This window comes from Flavobacterium ginsengiterrae (genome assembly GCF_039539785.1).
Lineage (GTDB): Bacteria > Bacteroidota > Bacteroidia > Flavobacteriales > Flavobacteriaceae > Flavobacterium > Flavobacterium ginsengiterrae.
This window is the reverse complement of sequence record NZ_BAABDU010000005.1, coordinates 40705-56782: the sequence shown is the minus strand read 5'-3', so window position 1 is coordinate 56782 and position 16078 is coordinate 40705. Positions and strand designations below refer to the sequence as shown.

Annotated in this window: 12 protein-coding genes; 8 read left to right on the top strand and 4 right to left on the bottom strand. The window is 34.6% G+C overall.

Features of this window, described 5'->3' with window-relative positions; all coding sequences use genetic code 11:
- Nucleotides 1-280 precede the first annotated feature (280 nt).
- The 4 genes from ABD859_RS16000 to ABD859_RS15985 all read left to right on the top strand — a co-directional run bounded on the left by ABD859_RS16000 (nucleotide 281) and on the right by ABD859_RS15985 (nucleotide 2357).
- Nucleotides 281-571: a GNAT family N-acetyltransferase gene (locus ABD859_RS16000; protein WP_345145602.1), complete on the top strand. Its 291-nt coding sequence runs from the start codon at nucleotides 281-283 to the stop codon at nucleotides 569-571.
- Between the two features lie 16 nt (nucleotides 572-587).
- Nucleotides 588-1208, top strand: coding sequence for an alpha/beta hydrolase (locus ABD859_RS15995; protein WP_345145601.1), 621 nt, complete (start codon nucleotides 588-590; stop codon nucleotides 1206-1208).
- The gene (locus tag ABD859_RS15990; protein ID WP_345145600.1) at nucleotides 1208-1564 is read left to right on the top strand and encodes a cupin domain-containing protein; all 357 of its coding nucleotides are present in this window, start codon (nucleotides 1208-1210) and stop codon (nucleotides 1562-1564) included. Before ABD859_RS15995 ends, ABD859_RS15990 begins: the two co-directional genes overlap by 1 nt.
- A 175-nt stretch (nucleotides 1565-1739) precedes the next feature.
- Complete coding sequence (locus ABD859_RS15985) at nucleotides 1740-2357, top strand: TMEM175 family protein (RefSeq protein ID WP_345145599.1); 618 nt, start codon at nucleotides 1740-1742, stop codon at nucleotides 2355-2357.
- Nucleotides 2358-2363: 6 nt separating this feature from the next.
- Here ABD859_RS15985 and ABD859_RS15980 read toward each other — a convergent pair whose 3' ends face one another.
- Nucleotides 2364-3953, bottom strand: coding sequence for a sigma-54 interaction domain-containing protein (locus tag ABD859_RS15980; RefSeq protein WP_345145598.1), 1590 nt, complete (start codon nucleotides 3951-3953; stop codon nucleotides 2364-2366).
- A gap of 314 nt (nucleotides 3954-4267) precedes the next feature.
- Here ABD859_RS15980 and ABD859_RS15975 point away from each other — a divergent pair, with 314 nt between their 5' ends.
- Nucleotides 4268-5206, top strand: coding sequence for a ring-cleaving dioxygenase (locus ABD859_RS15975; RefSeq protein WP_345145597.1), 939 nt, complete (start codon nucleotides 4268-4270; stop codon nucleotides 5204-5206).
- Nucleotides 5207-5259: 53 nt separating this feature from the next.
- Here ABD859_RS15975 and ABD859_RS15970 read toward each other — a convergent pair whose 3' ends face one another.
- Entirely contained in the window at nucleotides 5260-7263 is a 2004-nt protein-coding gene (locus ABD859_RS15970; protein WP_345145596.1) for a RagB/SusD family nutrient uptake outer membrane protein, read from the bottom strand.
- Between the two features lie 12 nt (nucleotides 7264-7275).
- On the bottom strand, nucleotides 7276-10668 hold the full coding sequence (locus tag ABD859_RS15965; protein WP_345145595.1) for a SusC/RagA family TonB-linked outer membrane protein: 3393 nt from the start codon (nucleotides 10666-10668) through the stop codon (nucleotides 7276-7278).
- 358 nt (nucleotides 10669-11026) lie between these two features.
- On the opposite strand from ABD859_RS15965, the gene ABD859_RS15960 reads away from it, so the two are divergent.
- The 3 genes from ABD859_RS15960 to ABD859_RS15950 all read left to right on the top strand — a co-directional run bounded on the left by ABD859_RS15960 (nucleotide 11027) and on the right by ABD859_RS15950 (nucleotide 13114).
- Nucleotides 11027-11884 carry a helix-turn-helix domain-containing protein gene (locus ABD859_RS15960; RefSeq protein WP_345145594.1) on the top strand — a complete coding sequence of 286 codons (858 nt, stop codon included), beginning with the start codon at nucleotides 11027-11029 and terminating at the stop codon, nucleotides 11882-11884.
- Between the two features lie 74 nt (nucleotides 11885-11958).
- Nucleotides 11959-12555: a DUF417 family protein gene (locus tag ABD859_RS15955; RefSeq protein WP_345145593.1), complete on the top strand. Its 597-nt coding sequence runs from the start codon at nucleotides 11959-11961 to the stop codon at nucleotides 12553-12555.
- Between the two features lie 19 nt (nucleotides 12556-12574).
- Nucleotides 12575-13114: a carboxymuconolactone decarboxylase family protein gene (locus tag ABD859_RS15950; RefSeq protein WP_345145592.1), complete on the top strand. Its 540-nt coding sequence runs from the start codon at nucleotides 12575-12577 to the stop codon at nucleotides 13112-13114.
- 123 nt (nucleotides 13115-13237) lie between these two features.
- Here ABD859_RS15950 and ABD859_RS15945 read toward each other — a convergent pair whose 3' ends face one another.
- A complete protein-coding gene (locus tag ABD859_RS15945; RefSeq protein ID WP_345145591.1) occupies nucleotides 13238-16060 on the bottom strand; it encodes a M16 family metallopeptidase in 2823 nt (940 codons plus the stop codon).
- Nucleotides 16061-16078: the final 18 nt, after the last annotated feature.

Sequence of the window (16078 nt, the reverse complement as noted above, 5' to 3'; positions counted from 1 at the left end):
GGAGATTTCTCCTCCGTCGAAATGACAAATTAGACTTTTATTCTTTGTGTTTACGAGTACGATTTTTCATTTATTAAAATGAAAAACAAGACTTAAAAAACTTTGTGTCTTTGCGCCTTTGCGGCAATAGCATAAAAAACAGGAACATTATTAATCTAGATTAAGCTGACTTCACAGTAAGCTTAGCGAACTTTGTAACTATAAAACCAACAAATAAAAACAAAACTTCGCGAACCTTGCGTAAACCTTTGCGCTCTTCGCGGTTAAAAACCAAAAAATTATGGAAACAATAAAACTAGAATTAGACGAAAAAAAACACGGCGCTTTTAATCTTTATGTTGACGGAAAAAAACTAGGTGAAATGGTTATAAGTTTAAAAGATGATGTATTAACCGTTTACCACACAGGTGTTGAACCGGAAGCTGAAGGAAAAGGTTACGCAAAAAAACTTCTTGAAGAAATGGTTTCGTATGTACGCGAACATAAAATGATGGTTAAAGCACTTTGTCCGTACGTACATGCACAATTTACAAGACATCCGGACGAATATCAAGATATCTGGAAAAAATAATTCAAAAACAAAGCTTATGAACTTAGATACAATTACAGCGGGCGTTCCTTTAAACGAAGCCAAAAAAGCTTTAATCATGCTTCACGGACGTGGTGCAACTTCGCACGATATTTTATCGATTGCCAAATATCTTGATGTAGAAAAATTTGCTTTAATAGCGCCGCAAGCAGAAAACAGAACGTGGTATCCCTATTCGTTTTTAGCTCCGATTAACGAAAACGAACCTTCTTTTTCAAAATCTTTAGAAGCCATACATCAGGTTTTAGTTGCAGTACAGCAAAACGGAATCGAAAAAGAGAATATTTATTTCTTAGGATTTTCGCAGGGCGCTTGTCTTGCTTTAGAATTTACAGCCAGAAATGCTGCAAAATATGGTGGCGTCGTGGCTTTTACAGGCGGACTTATCGGCGATAAAGTTTACGAAGAGCATTATCACGGAAACTTTGAAAATACGCCAATTTTCATCGGTACAAGCGATCCAGATTTTCATGTTCCTGTAGAAAGGGTAAATGATTCTGAAGCACTTTTGAAAAAACTGGGCGCCAATGTGACCAAAAAAATCTACGACAATATGGGACACACCATAAGTCAGGACGAAATTGACTTAGCCAATCAACTTATTTTTTCTAAGAAATAATGATTCAGATTACGCGAGTTTACAGCGACGAAAATGGCGAAAGTCATTTTGAAGATTTTGAAGTTCCGTTGAAAAATAACGGTGACATCGGCTTTTTGTCTGATGATGAACCTGTAAAATCGATCGTTTTTAGAGAAGTAAAACCTTCATACGATTATGATTTTCACAATGCGCCAGACCGTCAATATATAGTTTTACTTGACGGAGGCGTAGAAATCGAAACTTCATTAGGAGAAAAAAGAACTTTTGAAACGGGTTCTATATTATTGGTTGAAGACACAACTGGTAAAGGACACAAAACAAAGAATATCGAACCAAAACTTCGAAAATCGATATTTATTAAACTAAATCACTAGTTACAAGAACGCGGATAAAACGGATTTGCTAACGCAAAAACGCTGATTTACGCGGGTCTATTTACAACTTTTAGAAAAAACTGTGTAAATCTGCGTCTTCGTGATAACGAATCCGTTTTATCCGCGTCAAAATACTTTGAATTTAAATTATACCCAAACAATCAAATCATAAAAAATGGAAAAAGAAACCGGAAGAATAGAAGGCTTCAGCGATGGCGTATTTGCAATTGCAATTACGCTTTTGGTTCTAGATCTTCATGCGCCCGAAATTGGAATTGTAAAAACCAGCAGCGAATTATTGACTTTTCTAAAAAGCGAATGGACAACCTATCTGGCTTTTACGCTTTCTTTTTTCAGTATTTTTATCATGTGGGTCAATCATCACAAAATTTTCAAACAGATTTACAGCCGCAATACCGGAATCATGTTTGCCAACGGATTGATTCTTTTTCTGGTTTCTGCCGTTTCCTATCCAACTGCATTATTAGCCCGTTTTTTTGATGGCGAAGCTTCGAATATTGCGGTTGCAGTTTATACGGGAATCTTCGTTTTAATCAATATTTCGTACAATCTTTTATGGTTTATTGCGAGCCATAACAAAAAACTGCTTCGTCCAGGAATTACCGATTCGGCTATAAAGAAAATCACAAATAATTATCTCTACGGATTTCCAACGTATTTAATTGCTTTCGGAATTTCGTTCAAGTTTCCCACAATTGCATTGGCTATTAATATGATGCTTCTGATTTTTTGGGCTGTTTCTTCTGGAAAAATAAAAGTTGCTCAGGAATAAAATCGCCTAAAAATACTTTTTCTTAATCCCTAATTTCTGCATTTTAGAAATGAGCGTTGTTGGAGGCAGATCTAATAAAACCGCAGCGCCTTGAGGTCCGGAAATTCTTCCATTGCATTTTTTTAAAACTTTTAAAATATGCTCTGCTTCCACTTCTTGCAGGGTTTTAGTGTAAAGTTCATTTTCGGTACTTTGAGATTCTGTGATAAAAACTTTCGAAAAAGTCATTTCTTTGATTATCTCATCTTTGGCAAACAAAATACTGCGTTCCACCATATTTTCGAGTTCGCGCACATTTCCCGGCCAAGGATTTGCTGCCATACTTTTAAGGACTTTTTTAGAAAATCCTTTTATCTTTTTTCCGATTTTCTGCGAATGTTTTTCTAAGAAAAAATTTCCCAGAACTTCTATATCTTCCGGTCGTTCACGCAAGGCCGGAAGTGAAATCGGAAACACATTCAAACGATAAAATAAATCGCTTCTAAAATGACCTTCTGCCACTTCTTTTTCAAGTACTTTATTGGTCGCTGCAATAACTCTTGCGTTTACTTTTATAGCATTTTGACCACCAATTCTTTCTATTTCTTTTTCCTGTAAAACACGAAGCAATTTCCCTTGGAGTTCCAAAGGCAGTTCTCCTATTTCATCCAGAAAAATAGTGCTGTTTTTGGCAAGTTCAAATTTTCCAATTTTTAAATCTGTCGCTCCCGTAAATGCTCCTTTTTCATGTCCGAATAATTCACTTTCGATTAAACTTTCGGGAATTGAAGCGCAATTTACTTTAATCATTTTTTCATTAGAAACCGATGATAAATGATGAATAGCGTTTGCAATTAACTCTTTTCCTGTTCCCGTTTCACCTAAAATCAAAACCGTAGATTGTGATGGCGCAACTTGGTTTACCAATTCAAAAACCTTTTGCATGACTTGGCTGTTGCCGACAATTTCAAGAAAATTTTCTTCTTTTATAAGTTTTGGATCTGGTTTTCTTTCGCTTAAATTATTTTTCAAAAACTGCAATTCTCTTAGATTGCTTTCGTATTCTTCCGATAATTTAATATTTCTAACCGTTATGCAAAGCTGTGAAGCAATTCCACGAATAATTCGATTGGATTCTCTCGTAAAAGTGACGGCATTTTTAAAGAATAGAAAAAGTACACTTTGATTTCCTTTTATAGACGGCAGGCAAATTCCGATTCCGTTTTTGAAATTTTTATTTTTTATGGAATGAAGATAATCTGGAAGTTTGTTTTTCTTTTCAGTTAAACTTTTTAAATCAAAAATAACCGAATCGGCAGAATCCAGACAAACATCAAAAAAACCATCATTTATAATATAGGTTTTGTTTTCTGTATTTTTTTGATCTGAGAGTTGATAGAAGATTTCGTAACTCGTTTGATTCTCTTCCGCGAAAGCGAAAATAAAATCTTCAAATAAAAACTGCTCTTTTAAAACATCATTTACAACCGTGTGAAATTCTTCTTTGGTTAAAGCTTCAGAAAGCCATTTGCAGATCGACAAAACCAACATTTGTTCTTTTTCTCTCTCCTGCAATCTGTTGAGCATAATTGCGGTTTGATCTGCTGGCTTTTCCATAATTATTTAGACGTGGTATTTTATTGGGTAAAAGGTAAATTTAAGAAATAGCCTAATTTAAATTACTATTGATTTTTGAAATAAAGCATTTTCGAGATATAAAATTACGATATATCGTATAATTAAAAACCATCAAAGAAGCCAAAACCTTTGTTTTACAACACATTAATTCAAATGGAATATTATTTGGATATTATTTAAACGATAAAAAAATACCGCTTTTTTATTTCTTAATCTAGGTTAATCGATGCGCAGTCATAACGGACGTAAATTTGTAAAAGAAAAATCAAACAACAATTTAATACATAAATACCATGGAAAATAAAATTTTAGGCTTACACCATATTACTGCAATCGCAGGTGACGCTAAACGTAATTTCAACTTTTATTCAAATATATTAGGATTAAGATTTATCAAAAAAACGGTAAATTTTGACGATCCGGGAACCTACCATTTTTACTTTGGTGACGAAGTAGGAAGCGCTGGAACAATCTTGACTTTTTTCCCTTGGGGAGAAGGAATTCAGCAAGGAAGAAAAGGCTCAGGAATGGCAACCGAAATTGGATATTCTGTTCCAAAAGGAAGTTTAGATTTCTGGCAGAAACGTTTTGAGCAGTACAATGTAATTTACAACAAACCTGCTGAAAAATTCGGAGAAAAATACTTGACTTTCTTAGATCCTGACGGTTTAAAATTGGAGTTAATCGAATCTAAAACTGACGATAACAGAAAACCTTGGGAAACTGAAGAAGTAAAAGCTGATGTGGCTACAAGAGGTTTTCATAACATTACTTTGACTTTAAATAATATCAAACCAACTGCAGCGATTTTGACTGAAATATTTGGTTATAAATTAATCGATCAGGACGTTAATCGTTACCGTTATGCAACTGATGCAGTAGAAAATGCAGCAATTGTAGATTTGGTAGAATTGACAGATGAAAAACGCGGACACGTAGCAAACGGTTCTGTGCATCACGTAGCTTTTAGAGTTAAAAATGATGAAATTTTAATGCACTTCCGTGAAAAAATCGAAGAATACGGATTGTCTATTACACCACAAATTGACAGAAACTATTTCCACTCTCTATATTTCAGAGAACCAGGCGGTGTTTTATTCGAAATCGCAACCGATAATCCTGGATTTACGGTAGACGAAAGCTTAGAAGAATTAGGTAAAAACTTAAAACTTCCTGCTCAATACGAATCTAATAGAGCTGAAATTGAGGCTCATTTGGTTAAGATTAATTAATTAAAAAAAGGCAGCCTTTAGAGGCTGCCTTTTTTATTTAAAATCAAAATTGGTTAAATTTTACTTTCGTCATCAACGGCATCCTGCCATTTATCCCATACTTTAACAGATTCGTTATAACCATCATAACCATAATTCTGACTTAACTGACCTTTGATGTTTGGTTCTATAGCAAGTCTAAAAGGAATTGGCCAGTAATTGTTTCGTTTGTCCATAGAATAAAACTTTACGCCTGGTTTAAGAGAAATACCAGCCGGATATTTGTTATACAATGTGTAATGAACAATACGCTGCCACCAGTAACTTCCTCCAGCTGCATCTTTTCCTGATTGTTTGTCCCATGTAGCGATGTTGTACGTATTACCCCATTCATCAGGTTTTCCGCTTAGAGCCAGACAGTGTGAAATACGTTTTAACTCGACATTTCTCCATTCTTCCATATAAAGTTCTCTTCCTCTTTCTGCACAAATATCACCTATAGTTACTGTGGTATACATTTGCGAAGCTTTTGCTCTGGTTCTTACCACATTTACATCCTGAGCAGCACCAGAAACGTTGCCTTGGTAAAAACGTGCTTCAGCGCGCAATAAATAAGTTTCGGCTAAACGATAAATATACATATGTGCACTTGCGCCTGCGGTAGCTCCCTGAAAATCATTTGCTGCCGGATTTGCTTCGGCCACAACATCGTGATAAAAGATTTTATAATGCGGGAAATCAAACCAGTCACGAATAGAATCTTGTGCTAATAATTTACCTGAAGCATCTTTCATTCTAAAGTTTTGACCAGCCCATGCCGCACTTCCACCTGCACCCGGAGCATATTTAAGGTCTTCCATATTTACCCAGTTACCCACAGTGCTGTTATGTCTTAGGTCGACTTTATCCTCAACTCCATTTACAACCCACATAGGATGTTGTGAATAATAAGAACCGCTGATTGTACCAATGCCACGTCCAATTGCTCTTTGATAATCGTATTTTGCATTGTAATTCGTTTTATCTGTCAACGGAAAACGAGGCGCTGCAGTTTTACCGTCTGGAGTAATTAAATTGGCATCATTCCAGTTTGGACCAAAAATTCTCATTGAAGAGAATGCTAAAAATGATTGTGCTCCTCCATTTGGTGCTACCAGGATAGCTTCCGTATTCGCAGAAATTACTTTGTTTTCAGGTCTGTGCAAATCCCAGATTATATTTCTGGTAATAGGCCACGCTGTAGGGTTTCCTCCCGGATCAAAAATTCCTAAAGTATTTTGTGCCAACGCATAACCTGATTGATTAATTAAAATATTAGCTTGAGCTTCAGCTTCGGCAAATCTGCCGGATGCTAAATAACATTTAATTAATAACTGACGGCATGCTCCTTTGCTTATCATACCTACATAACCAATTTTTGATTGTTCCGGCACCCATTCTACAGCTTTTTCCATGTCTGCCGTAATCATTTCTATAATGGCTTCTTTTTTAGTAGAATAATAGCTCTGCTTTGGAACTTCAAGAATTTTAGTGATCAACGGTATGTTTCCAAATTGATATACCAGATTAAGATAGCGGTAAGCTCTGTGGAAATATGCCTGCCCGATATATTTGTTTTTAACCTCTTCAGATAAGCTTGTTACCTTACCTATATAAGTCAATACCGTATTAGCATTTTTAATACCTGTATAAGCTTCTGTCCACATAAACCCAAGATAAATTGCTTCACCTCCTGCATCTCTTCTAAAATCTCCGGTAGGAACAATTGTATTAGCATAATCAGCAATATTACTTCCTGTATCTGTTTTTCCGTACTGTGCCATATCAGAAAAAAGATACTCTGTACCAATAGGCACGCTTACACCAGAATAACCAAAGTGAATATAGTTATTGCGCAGCTGTTTATCGCACAGTGCTAAAGTTGCCTGCAGACCTGCTTCTGTAGAGAATGTAGTTTCCGGTTCGTAAAACGAAAGCGGATCTGCTTCAAGAAAATCTTTTGAACAAGAACTGGAAAGCACCGCCAAAGCAACAAAAGGCACTAGTCTTGAAATTTTATTTTTAATATATTTTTTCATTGTTTACTAATTTTAAAGTTGGAAATTAAAACCTAAATTAAACTGTCGTGTAGCCAGTCCGCCTGTTTCCGGATCTCCAAAATATTTCCATTCTTTAGATGCAGACCACGTTGCCACGTTTTGAACCGAAGCATAGATTTTTATACTTTTAACATGAACTTTATCTAAAAGATCTTTAGGAAGTGTATAGGCTAACGAAATATTGTCTAAACGAATAAAACTGCGATCGTACAATCTTCCCGGTGCAACCGGAGTTCCGGCAGGTCCTTTAGCATCAAGACGTGCCCATTCATTTGTTGGGTTGTCAAGCGTCCAATATGGATTTACATAAGGATTGAAGTTGAATTTATATAAACTAGAATCATTGAACGTATTCATATAATTTGAATCAAGCGATTTGCCCCCTACATTAGAATACATACTGATACCTAAATCCCAATTTTTATAAATCTTAAAATCATTTCTAAGCGACCATTGTACAGGTGAATTATAATTTCCTAAATACTGTTTATCTTTTTCATTATAAACCGCTTTTTTATATGGATTACCATCTGCATCTACTGCATCTACATCATCTGCTGTATAGCTGTTAGCCACTTTTGGATCTCCCGGACGCTGTCCGTATTTTTGAGCTTCTTTCCATTCATCTTTCTGCCAGATTCCGGTTACTTTATAATCCCAGATTTGAGTGATTGGTCTGCCTATAAACCATCCGTTAGCAGAATCATCTCCTTCTTTTTTACCAATAACATTGCCGCTTTCATCTTTAATATCTACCATGTTGCCGTACAATGACACGATTTTATTTTCGTTATACGATATTCCAAATGAAGTACGCCATTCAAAATTTGGCTTTTTCATATTCAGCGTATTAATACTCAACTCGATACCTTGATTTTGAACTTCTCCAAGATTAGTAGCAATTGATGAAAAACCAGTAAAACCAGGCAGAGACTGACTCATAATCATATCACGAGTAGATGCTCTGTAAAAATCTAAAGTAGCAGTGATACGATCACGCAAGAAACCTAAATCAAAACCAATATTTTTTGAGGTAGTTTTTTCCCATACCAAATTTGGATTTGCCATACGATCAAGAGACAAATACTTAATTTCAAGAGCTTTTCCTGACGGATCTAAATATCCCATTGTACCTGTATTTACTAGATTTGCCAATGAAACGTACGGATCTTCAAGTGTTCTGTTCCCATTTTTACCCCAAGACAAACGTAATTTACCAGTAGTCATGGCATCCCAGTTAAACCATTTTTCGTTTTTAAAGTTCCATGCAACCCCAAAAGAAGGGAAAACGGCATAAGGGTTTGACGCTCCAAATGCCGAATATCCATCGCGGCGTATTGTTGCTGTAAACATGTAACGATTATCAAAAGAGTAGAAAAGTCTGGCCATTAATGCATCTGCTGTTTCATGTGTGTCGTTTGATCTAATGGCACTATTGGCCATTGTTGCCGTGTTAACATAATGAAATCCTAAAGCATCTGAAGGCTGAATATTATAAGCATCCATTCCATCTGACCAAAAACGACGCTCTTCAGCTTCCTGAACAAAAGTGGCAATAAAGTGATGTTTTTGAGCAATTGTATAATCCCAAGTTAATGTGTTATTCAGGTTATAATCAAATCTTGTCGAATTATTTCTGTTTACCCCTGTTGTTGCTGCCGGCCAGTTTGGATTTTGTGTTGATCTAAAATAGCGATCATGAAAAAACTGATAACGAGGCGCAATATTAAACGAGTAAGTAATTCCTAATGGTAAAGTTATCTTAGCATTAAAAATTGTATTTAATGTTGTATATCCTGTCTCTTTTTCAATAAACTGACGCTCGTAGTAATAATTATAATTCTGTCCGGAAACATTTTTCCCCATTGGCTGTCTCTCATAGTTGCCATTTGCATCTATAAAAGTTCCAAACGGGCTGGTTCTCATCATATTATTAAACCCAGAACGAGTATCAAGAGAAGGGGTAACATCTCCATCTGATCTATCCTGAAAATTAACATTTACACCAACATCTAACCAGTCTGTAACTTTAGCATCAACTTTCATATTAGAACGTGCTGCTTTATAATCATTTCCAACAATCGCTCCTTCTGAAGTTAAATAACCAAAAGACACATAATAATTTACCCTTTCACCTGCTCCGGAAATACTTAAATTATTGTCATGATTAATTCCTGTTCTAAAAGAGCTGTTGCTCCAGTCATGCGTTTTATCTGCCAGAAAATTTGCCATAAGCGAAGGATCAAAATTCAATCCCAAACGGGTTCCCCAAACTTCTTTTGAACTTTTTCCGTTTGTTTGTGCTGCAGGCTGATACGCTAGCCATTGTGCCTCAGTAATACCCCATTTTGACAAATCATTTGGATTCGAAAAATACCCCGGTCTACCATTAGCAACTGTTCCGGCAATAAATGCTTCATATTGTCCGGTTGCTGTGTTAACACCGTATGTCTGGGCAGTTTCCCAGTCTTCACGATATTTTAAGTATCCTTCTGGAGAATACACACTGCGATAAGCACTTTTATTGCTGATTGTAGTATTGGTAGTAAAACTTACCATAGGTTTTCCTGATTTACCTTTTTTGGTAGAAATAAGAATAACTCCTGCCGCCGCTCTTGATCCATATACAGATGCAGCTGAAGCATCTTTTAAAATATCAAGCTGTGCAATATCATCTGGATTGATTTCTGATAATTCACCATAAAACTGCATTCCGTCCAGAATAATAAGAGGTGAATTATGAGGACCTCCTGTTTTTATGTTTTTATCTGAATTACCAGTATACACAGAAGTCTGCCCGCGAATCTGTATATTTCCGCCTCCTTTTGCAGAAGGATCGTAACCTACTCTTACACCCGGAGTACCTCTTAAGATATCCTGAACTGTCTGCGGATTTTGGTTTGCAAGCCGGTCTGGTGTTACCTGAACAACCGCTCCCGTTAAATCCTTTTTCTTCATTTTACCATAACCTACTACAACTACCTCATCTAATGAAGTTGTTGCTTTTTGTAATTTTACAGCAATTGAAGTTTGCCCTTTTAAGCCGATTTCGGCAGTTGTGTAGCCTAAATAAGATATTACTAATATTGAATTAGTATTTTCTACTTTTAAAACAAATTTCCCGTCAAAATCTGTTAACGCGGCATTTTTACTTCCTTTTTCCAGAACAGTAACTCCCGGCAATGGCATACCGTTTTCGTCATTTACCTGTCCTTTAATTTCGGTTTGAAATACATTTTGAGATACAGTTGTACTCGTAGAACTAACAGCGTATGCCGAAATCTGAAATAAAGAAAACAATACAGATAATATCATCATTTTCTTTTTCAAATTAAAGTCATACACGCCGTTAGGATCTTTTTTAATCCTAAAGTGATTTTTCATTTTTGGTTTGAAATTTTGGTTATTGATAGTTAGTTTTGAAAATCACTTTTGCGCTGCCTCACCCGCATTATGATTTCACCGCAAATTTGCTTTAAAGCAGGGATATTAAAATACGTTTTTGGGTATACTATAGTATTGAGAATACAGTAAACGCAGTATTTTAGTATTAAAAAAACATATTAATCAAAAAAGAAGCTAAATTCTGGATATTTGATTGTTTCTAAATGTAGTATTTGAATTTTGATTTGATTTTAGACAATGAATATTGTTTTATATTCTTGAAATGAATAAAACTTAAACCCTGTACGGATTCTATATTATTTTAATAGATTTGTTAATCTATACTAATGATCCGGCTATGAAAAATATTTTGAGTGAAAATGGTGAGAATCTTTTCAGTATTGAAAAAAGTGAAAACTTTTCTTTAGAAACTCCCATTCAATTATCTCAATATTTAATCATTCTTATTCATAAAGGAGAAGGAATTTACCATGCTGATTTTGCTTCTTTTAATTTCTCCGGTCCTACATTATTGTTTTCAACACCTTTACAGACAATTTATATTGAGCAGTTAAAAAATATTGAATATACAGTTCTCAAATTTCATGGAGACTTTTACTGTATTGAAGCGCACAGAGAAGAAGTAGCATGCAATGGTCTTCTTTTTAATAATATTTATTTAGAGCCGTCTATCATTATCTCAGAACAGCAGCATAATGATTTCAATAAACTTTTACTGCATCTGGAAGAAGAACTGGCTGATCCTCATTCTTCGGAAATGATTTTAAAAGCATACCTGCAGGTAATTTTGGCTAAATGCAGTACGGCTAAATTACGAACTATGGAAAAGGATATTGTAACAACGTCTAAAGATGAAAAAATGGAACAGTTTAGAATCTTATTAGATGAAAAATATTTAATCCTTCGAAAACCAAATGATTATGCCCAAATACTTTCTATTTCGCCTAATACGCTTACCAAAAAAAGCATTAAGTATTTTGGAAAAACACCAACTCAGTTAATACAAGACAGATTAATACTGGAAGCCAAAAAACAGCTGCATCTTACTACACGCAGTATTAAAGAAATTGCTTATCTGCTTCAATTTAATGATGAACATTATTTTAGCCGTTTCTTTAAAAAATATACGCAGATTTCTCCTCAGACTTTTAGAAATAAAGGAGGCATCTCTCAAGTGGCATATTTGTCCAAGTAATATCCTTTTTCGTCCATTTCAGGACCGCTGTATACGCTATAACTTTGCTTCATCAAAAAGTAAAAACCTTTATTATGAAACAAATAGTATCAATACCGCTATTGCATTTTTTAGCAGACACTCAGTCTCAATTTATTAATTTCATTAGAATTGCCACTGCCATCGTAATGATTTGGATTGGAGGTCTGAAGGCTTTTCATTACGAAGCAGACGGAATTGTTCCTTTTGTTGCCAATAGTCCCTTAATGAGTTTTTTCTACAACAAAGAAACTCCGGAATATAAACAATACAAAAACCTCGAAGGTCAGGAAATCACCAAAAATATTGAATGGCATAAAGAAAACGGAACTTATTCTTTTTCATACGCACTAGGAACTTTCATTGTGATTATTGGCCTGATGAATCTGCTGGGAATATTCTACAACAAAATAGGTCTGATTGGAGGGCTTTTAACTTTTGTAATGTCATTGGTAACACTCTCTTTTTTAATTACTACTCCAGAAGTTTACGTTCCAGATTTAGGCGGTGATTTACCCACAGAACATTTTGGATTTCCATTTCTTTCTGCCGCCGGAAGACTCGTTATTAAAGATGCAATTATGATGGCCGGCGGTTTAATTACTGCCTCAGAATCTGCAAAAAGAATACTTAAAAATAAAACACAATTTTAATTTTATAAATATACATATCATGAAAACAATTCAAGTACCCGCAAAGGATCAATTAAATACTGTTTCACAATCTATATTGGAAACTGTTCAGTCTAAAATGGGAAAAATTCCTAATCTTTATGCTACAATTGGCTATTCTTCATCAGCATTAAAAGCAATGTTAGATACAGAAGCCTCACTTTCTACAGATTCATCTTTTTCTGCCAAAGAAAGAGAAGCCATTAATCTAATTGTGTCTCAGGTAAATAATTGTGATTATTGTCTTGCTGCTCATACCATGATTGCCAAAATGAGAGGTTATAGTGAAGAAGATACTATTGCAATTCGTAAGGCACAGTATCATGATGCAAAACTAAATGCAGTTATTTTATTAGCTCAATCTATAGCCTCTAACAAAGGAACCGCAAACCCATACGATTTAGAACGTTTTTTTGAAGCTGGTTACGACGAAAAAGCTTTAATAGAAGTTACAGCATTAATTGCTTTAAGAAGTTTTACAAATTACGTTTTTGCAAATACAAAAATTCCTGTTGATTTTCCTGAAGCTCAGACTATATAATTATAAAAACAAAAAAAGAGCTGTTGGCAAAAACAGCTCTTTTAGGTTTTTCAAGATAGTTGTACAAGCTTACTAATTCAAAATACTTCTAAAAAATAAAAATGAATGAAAAACCAATTTCTTTTAATATTCCGGCGCAGTAATCTTAGCTTTCGATTTCATGATAACTTCTACTGTACTTGGTTTTGCGAAAAATTCTTTGGCAAAAGCTCTTACATCTTCGGCTGTTACTTCGTTTAATGTCTTTTTATAAATTACATCGTCGTTAAAAGATTCGTTGTTAATCAGCATATTGTTTAGATTTCCTAACCAAAAACTGTTTGTTAAAACTTTCTCTGCTCTGCCTTTCAAAAGTGTATTTTTAACGGACTGAATATCTTCTGCTTTCGCTAAATTCTTTTGCATTAAATCGATTTGTTCGTAGATAATTTTGGTCAGTTTTTCTTCTTTATCAGGATCGCTGTCAAAATTGATTGTCATCGAATATTCATCCGAAGGTTTTCTGGTAACTCCAGACGAAACGTGAACACCGTAGCTTCCGCCCTCTTCTTCACGAATTAAATCCAAGTATTTTTTAGACAACAATTCTTCTAAAATTCTTGATGTAAATACATTTTTATACGTGTACGGAAATTGCTTTGAAAAACGAATATAAACGCTTGCTTTTGGCACATTCATTTCGCGAACCAATAACTGTTTGGCAATTCCCAGCGCAGGATCAAGATGATTATCTACGTAATTTTCTTTTTTATTTTCGTTTGAAGAAATACTTCCAATATATTTTTCTAATAATGAAATTGCATTTTCTGGTAGATTTCCTGTGAAAACAAAAGTAAAATCGGCAGCGTTTTGAATTCTTTGTTTGTACAATTGGGAAGCTGTTTCAAAACTTAAACGTTTCAAAAACTCCTGATTAACCAACGGAACTCGTTTGTTATGATTGTAATTTAACTGCGAAATCGTATCCTGAAAAACTTTCGGATTCGAATTGGCAGCATTTTCTAAAGAATTACTAAAACTCGTAAGCATTCTGTCATAAGAATCTTTATCAAATCTTGGCTGTTCAAAATACAGATACAATAACTGCAGTAAAGTCTCAAAATCTTTTTGATTACTAGAACCTTGAAATCCTTCTGTTAATTCAGAAATATAAGGTTTTATATTTGCGATTTTCCCGTTTAATTTATCTTTCAAATCGGTACTTTTAAAAGCGCCCAAACCAGAATTTTCAACCAAACTCACAGCGATTTGCGAAGAAGGAATATCTTCTGTTTTGATCAACGAACTTCCTCCAAAACTAAATGCCGAAAACAAAACTTCGTCTTTTGCCAAAGTTGTCGGATACAAAACAATCTTGGCACCATTTTCCAAAACATAACTTTTTGCTCCCGCAATTCCGTCAATTGTTGTTTCTTTTACCACTTTAGAACCTTTTAATTCTGCTGTGACCAAAGGCTGATCGGTATTGGTTTCTTTGTATTTATCCAGCTTCATTTTTTTAACTAAAGCCATAACATTTTCATATTCTGCTTTTGTTGGATAAATAACATCACTTTTATCAGGACCAGTAACTGTCATGACAATATTATCTGTGGTCTGAATCTTTTTAACAGCTTGATTTACTTCTGCAAGCGTAATTGTCGCTAATCTCTTTTTTATATTTTCATACTGTGTTTCGATACTTTCAAACGGTGCCGCTTTCAGAAAATAATTAACCAATTCTTCAGAGAATTCATCAGACTCGATTTTGTCTTTGTTTTGAAGTAAATTTTCATAAAAACTCAAAACACTTTCTTTGTTTCGGTCTAATTCTTTTTGGGTGAATCCGTAACGAACCGCTCTTTCGGTTTCGATCATCATTTGTTTGAATCCTTCTAACGTTTTGTTATTTTTTGGAGTTACATACAAATAATATGAATCGGTTAATCTAGAAACTTCAGAAGAGCCGCTTCCAATATTTAAAACCGAAGTTTCATTGTTTTGAATAAATTCCTGATAACGTCTGTTCATCATATCGATGCACAAATTTGTTACTAAATCTCTTCGCACCGTTTCATTGCTTTTTACTTTATCAAAATCTCTTTTAAAATATAAAACAACGCTGGTTTCCTGCGCTTCTTTATCTTTTGCCAAAACATATTCCATTCCTTTATTATTCGGAACAGAAACATAGTAACGTTCAACAGCATTTTTAGGCATTTCTATAGAAGAAAAAGTAGCTATGATTTTCTTTTCGATTTCTTTTGCATCAATATCTCCAACTACAATAACAGCTTGTAAATCTGGACGGTACCATTTTTTATAATAATCTCTAAGAACTTGATATTCAAAATTATTAATGATATTTAAATCGCCAATTACATCACGTTTGGCATATTTTGAACCTTTGTATAAAATCTTATCGGTTTCTAAACGAAGCCTAAAATCTGAATTTCTTCTCGTACGCCATTCTTCTCGAATTACGCCGCGTTCTGCATCAATTTCGGAATCTTTTAACGAAAGAAAACCAGACCAATCGTGCAATGCCAAAAGACAGGAATCAATTAGTTTCGAATCTGTTGCGGGAACATTACTCAAATTATAAACCGTTTGATCTTGTGCGGTATACGCATTAATATCGGCACCAAAACGAACACCTTTTTTCTCCAACATATCGATAATACCTTTTCCTTCAAAGTTTTGTGTTCCGTTAAAAGCCATGTGTTCTAAAAAATGCGCCAATCCGTTTTGATCGTCGTTTTCTAAAATTGCTCCAACATTTTGAGCGAAATAAAAACAAACACGATCTTTTGGAAATTCGTTATGAAGCACATAATATTTCATTCCGTTTTTTAATTGTCCGGAAACAACGTCTTTACTCAGCGGAATTGTGGTCGAAAACTGAGCGAAGCTTTTAAATCCTATAAAAAGGCCGAAAAGCAAATACTTTGATTTTGAGATTTTCATTTTTTGTTAGTTGTGTTT

Excerpts from the sequence above, each read along its gene's own strand:
- ABD859_RS16000 (WP_345145602.1), top strand. The coding sequence starts at position 281 with ATGGAAACAATAAAACTAGAATTAGACGAAAAAAAACACGGCGCTTTT.
- ABD859_RS15995 (WP_345145601.1), top strand. The coding sequence starts at position 588 with ATGAACTTAGATACAATTACAGCGGGCGTTCCTTTAAACGAAGCCAAA.
- ABD859_RS15990 (WP_345145600.1), top strand. The coding sequence starts at position 1,208 with ATGATTCAGATTACGCGAGTTTACAGCGACGAAAATGGCGAAAGTCAT.
- ABD859_RS15985 (WP_345145599.1), top strand. The coding sequence starts at position 1,740 with ATGGAAAAAGAAACCGGAAGAATAGAAGGCTTCAGCGATGGCGTATTT.
- ABD859_RS15980 (WP_345145598.1), bottom strand. The coding sequence starts at position 3,953 with ATGGAAAAGCCAGCAGATCAAACCGCAATTATGCTCAACAGATTGCAG.
- ABD859_RS15975 (WP_345145597.1), top strand. The coding sequence starts at position 4,268 with ATGGAAAATAAAATTTTAGGCTTACACCATATTACTGCAATCGCAGGT.
- ABD859_RS15970 (WP_345145596.1), bottom strand. The coding sequence starts at position 7,263 with ATGAAAAAATATATTAAAAATAAAATTTCAAGACTAGTGCCTTTTGTT.
- ABD859_RS15965 (WP_345145595.1), bottom strand. The coding sequence starts at position 10,668 with ATGAAAAATCACTTTAGGATTAAAAAAGATCCTAACGGCGTGTATGAC.
- ABD859_RS15960 (WP_345145594.1), top strand. The coding sequence starts at position 11,027 with ATGAAAAATATTTTGAGTGAAAATGGTGAGAATCTTTTCAGTATTGAA.
- ABD859_RS15955 (WP_345145593.1), top strand. The coding sequence starts at position 11,959 with ATGAAACAAATAGTATCAATACCGCTATTGCATTTTTTAGCAGACACT.
- ABD859_RS15950 (WP_345145592.1), top strand. The coding sequence starts at position 12,575 with ATGAAAACAATTCAAGTACCCGCAAAGGATCAATTAAATACTGTTTCA.
- ABD859_RS15945 (WP_345145591.1), bottom strand. The coding sequence starts at position 16,060 with ATGAAAATCTCAAAATCAAAGTATTTGCTTTTCGGCCTTTTTATAGGA.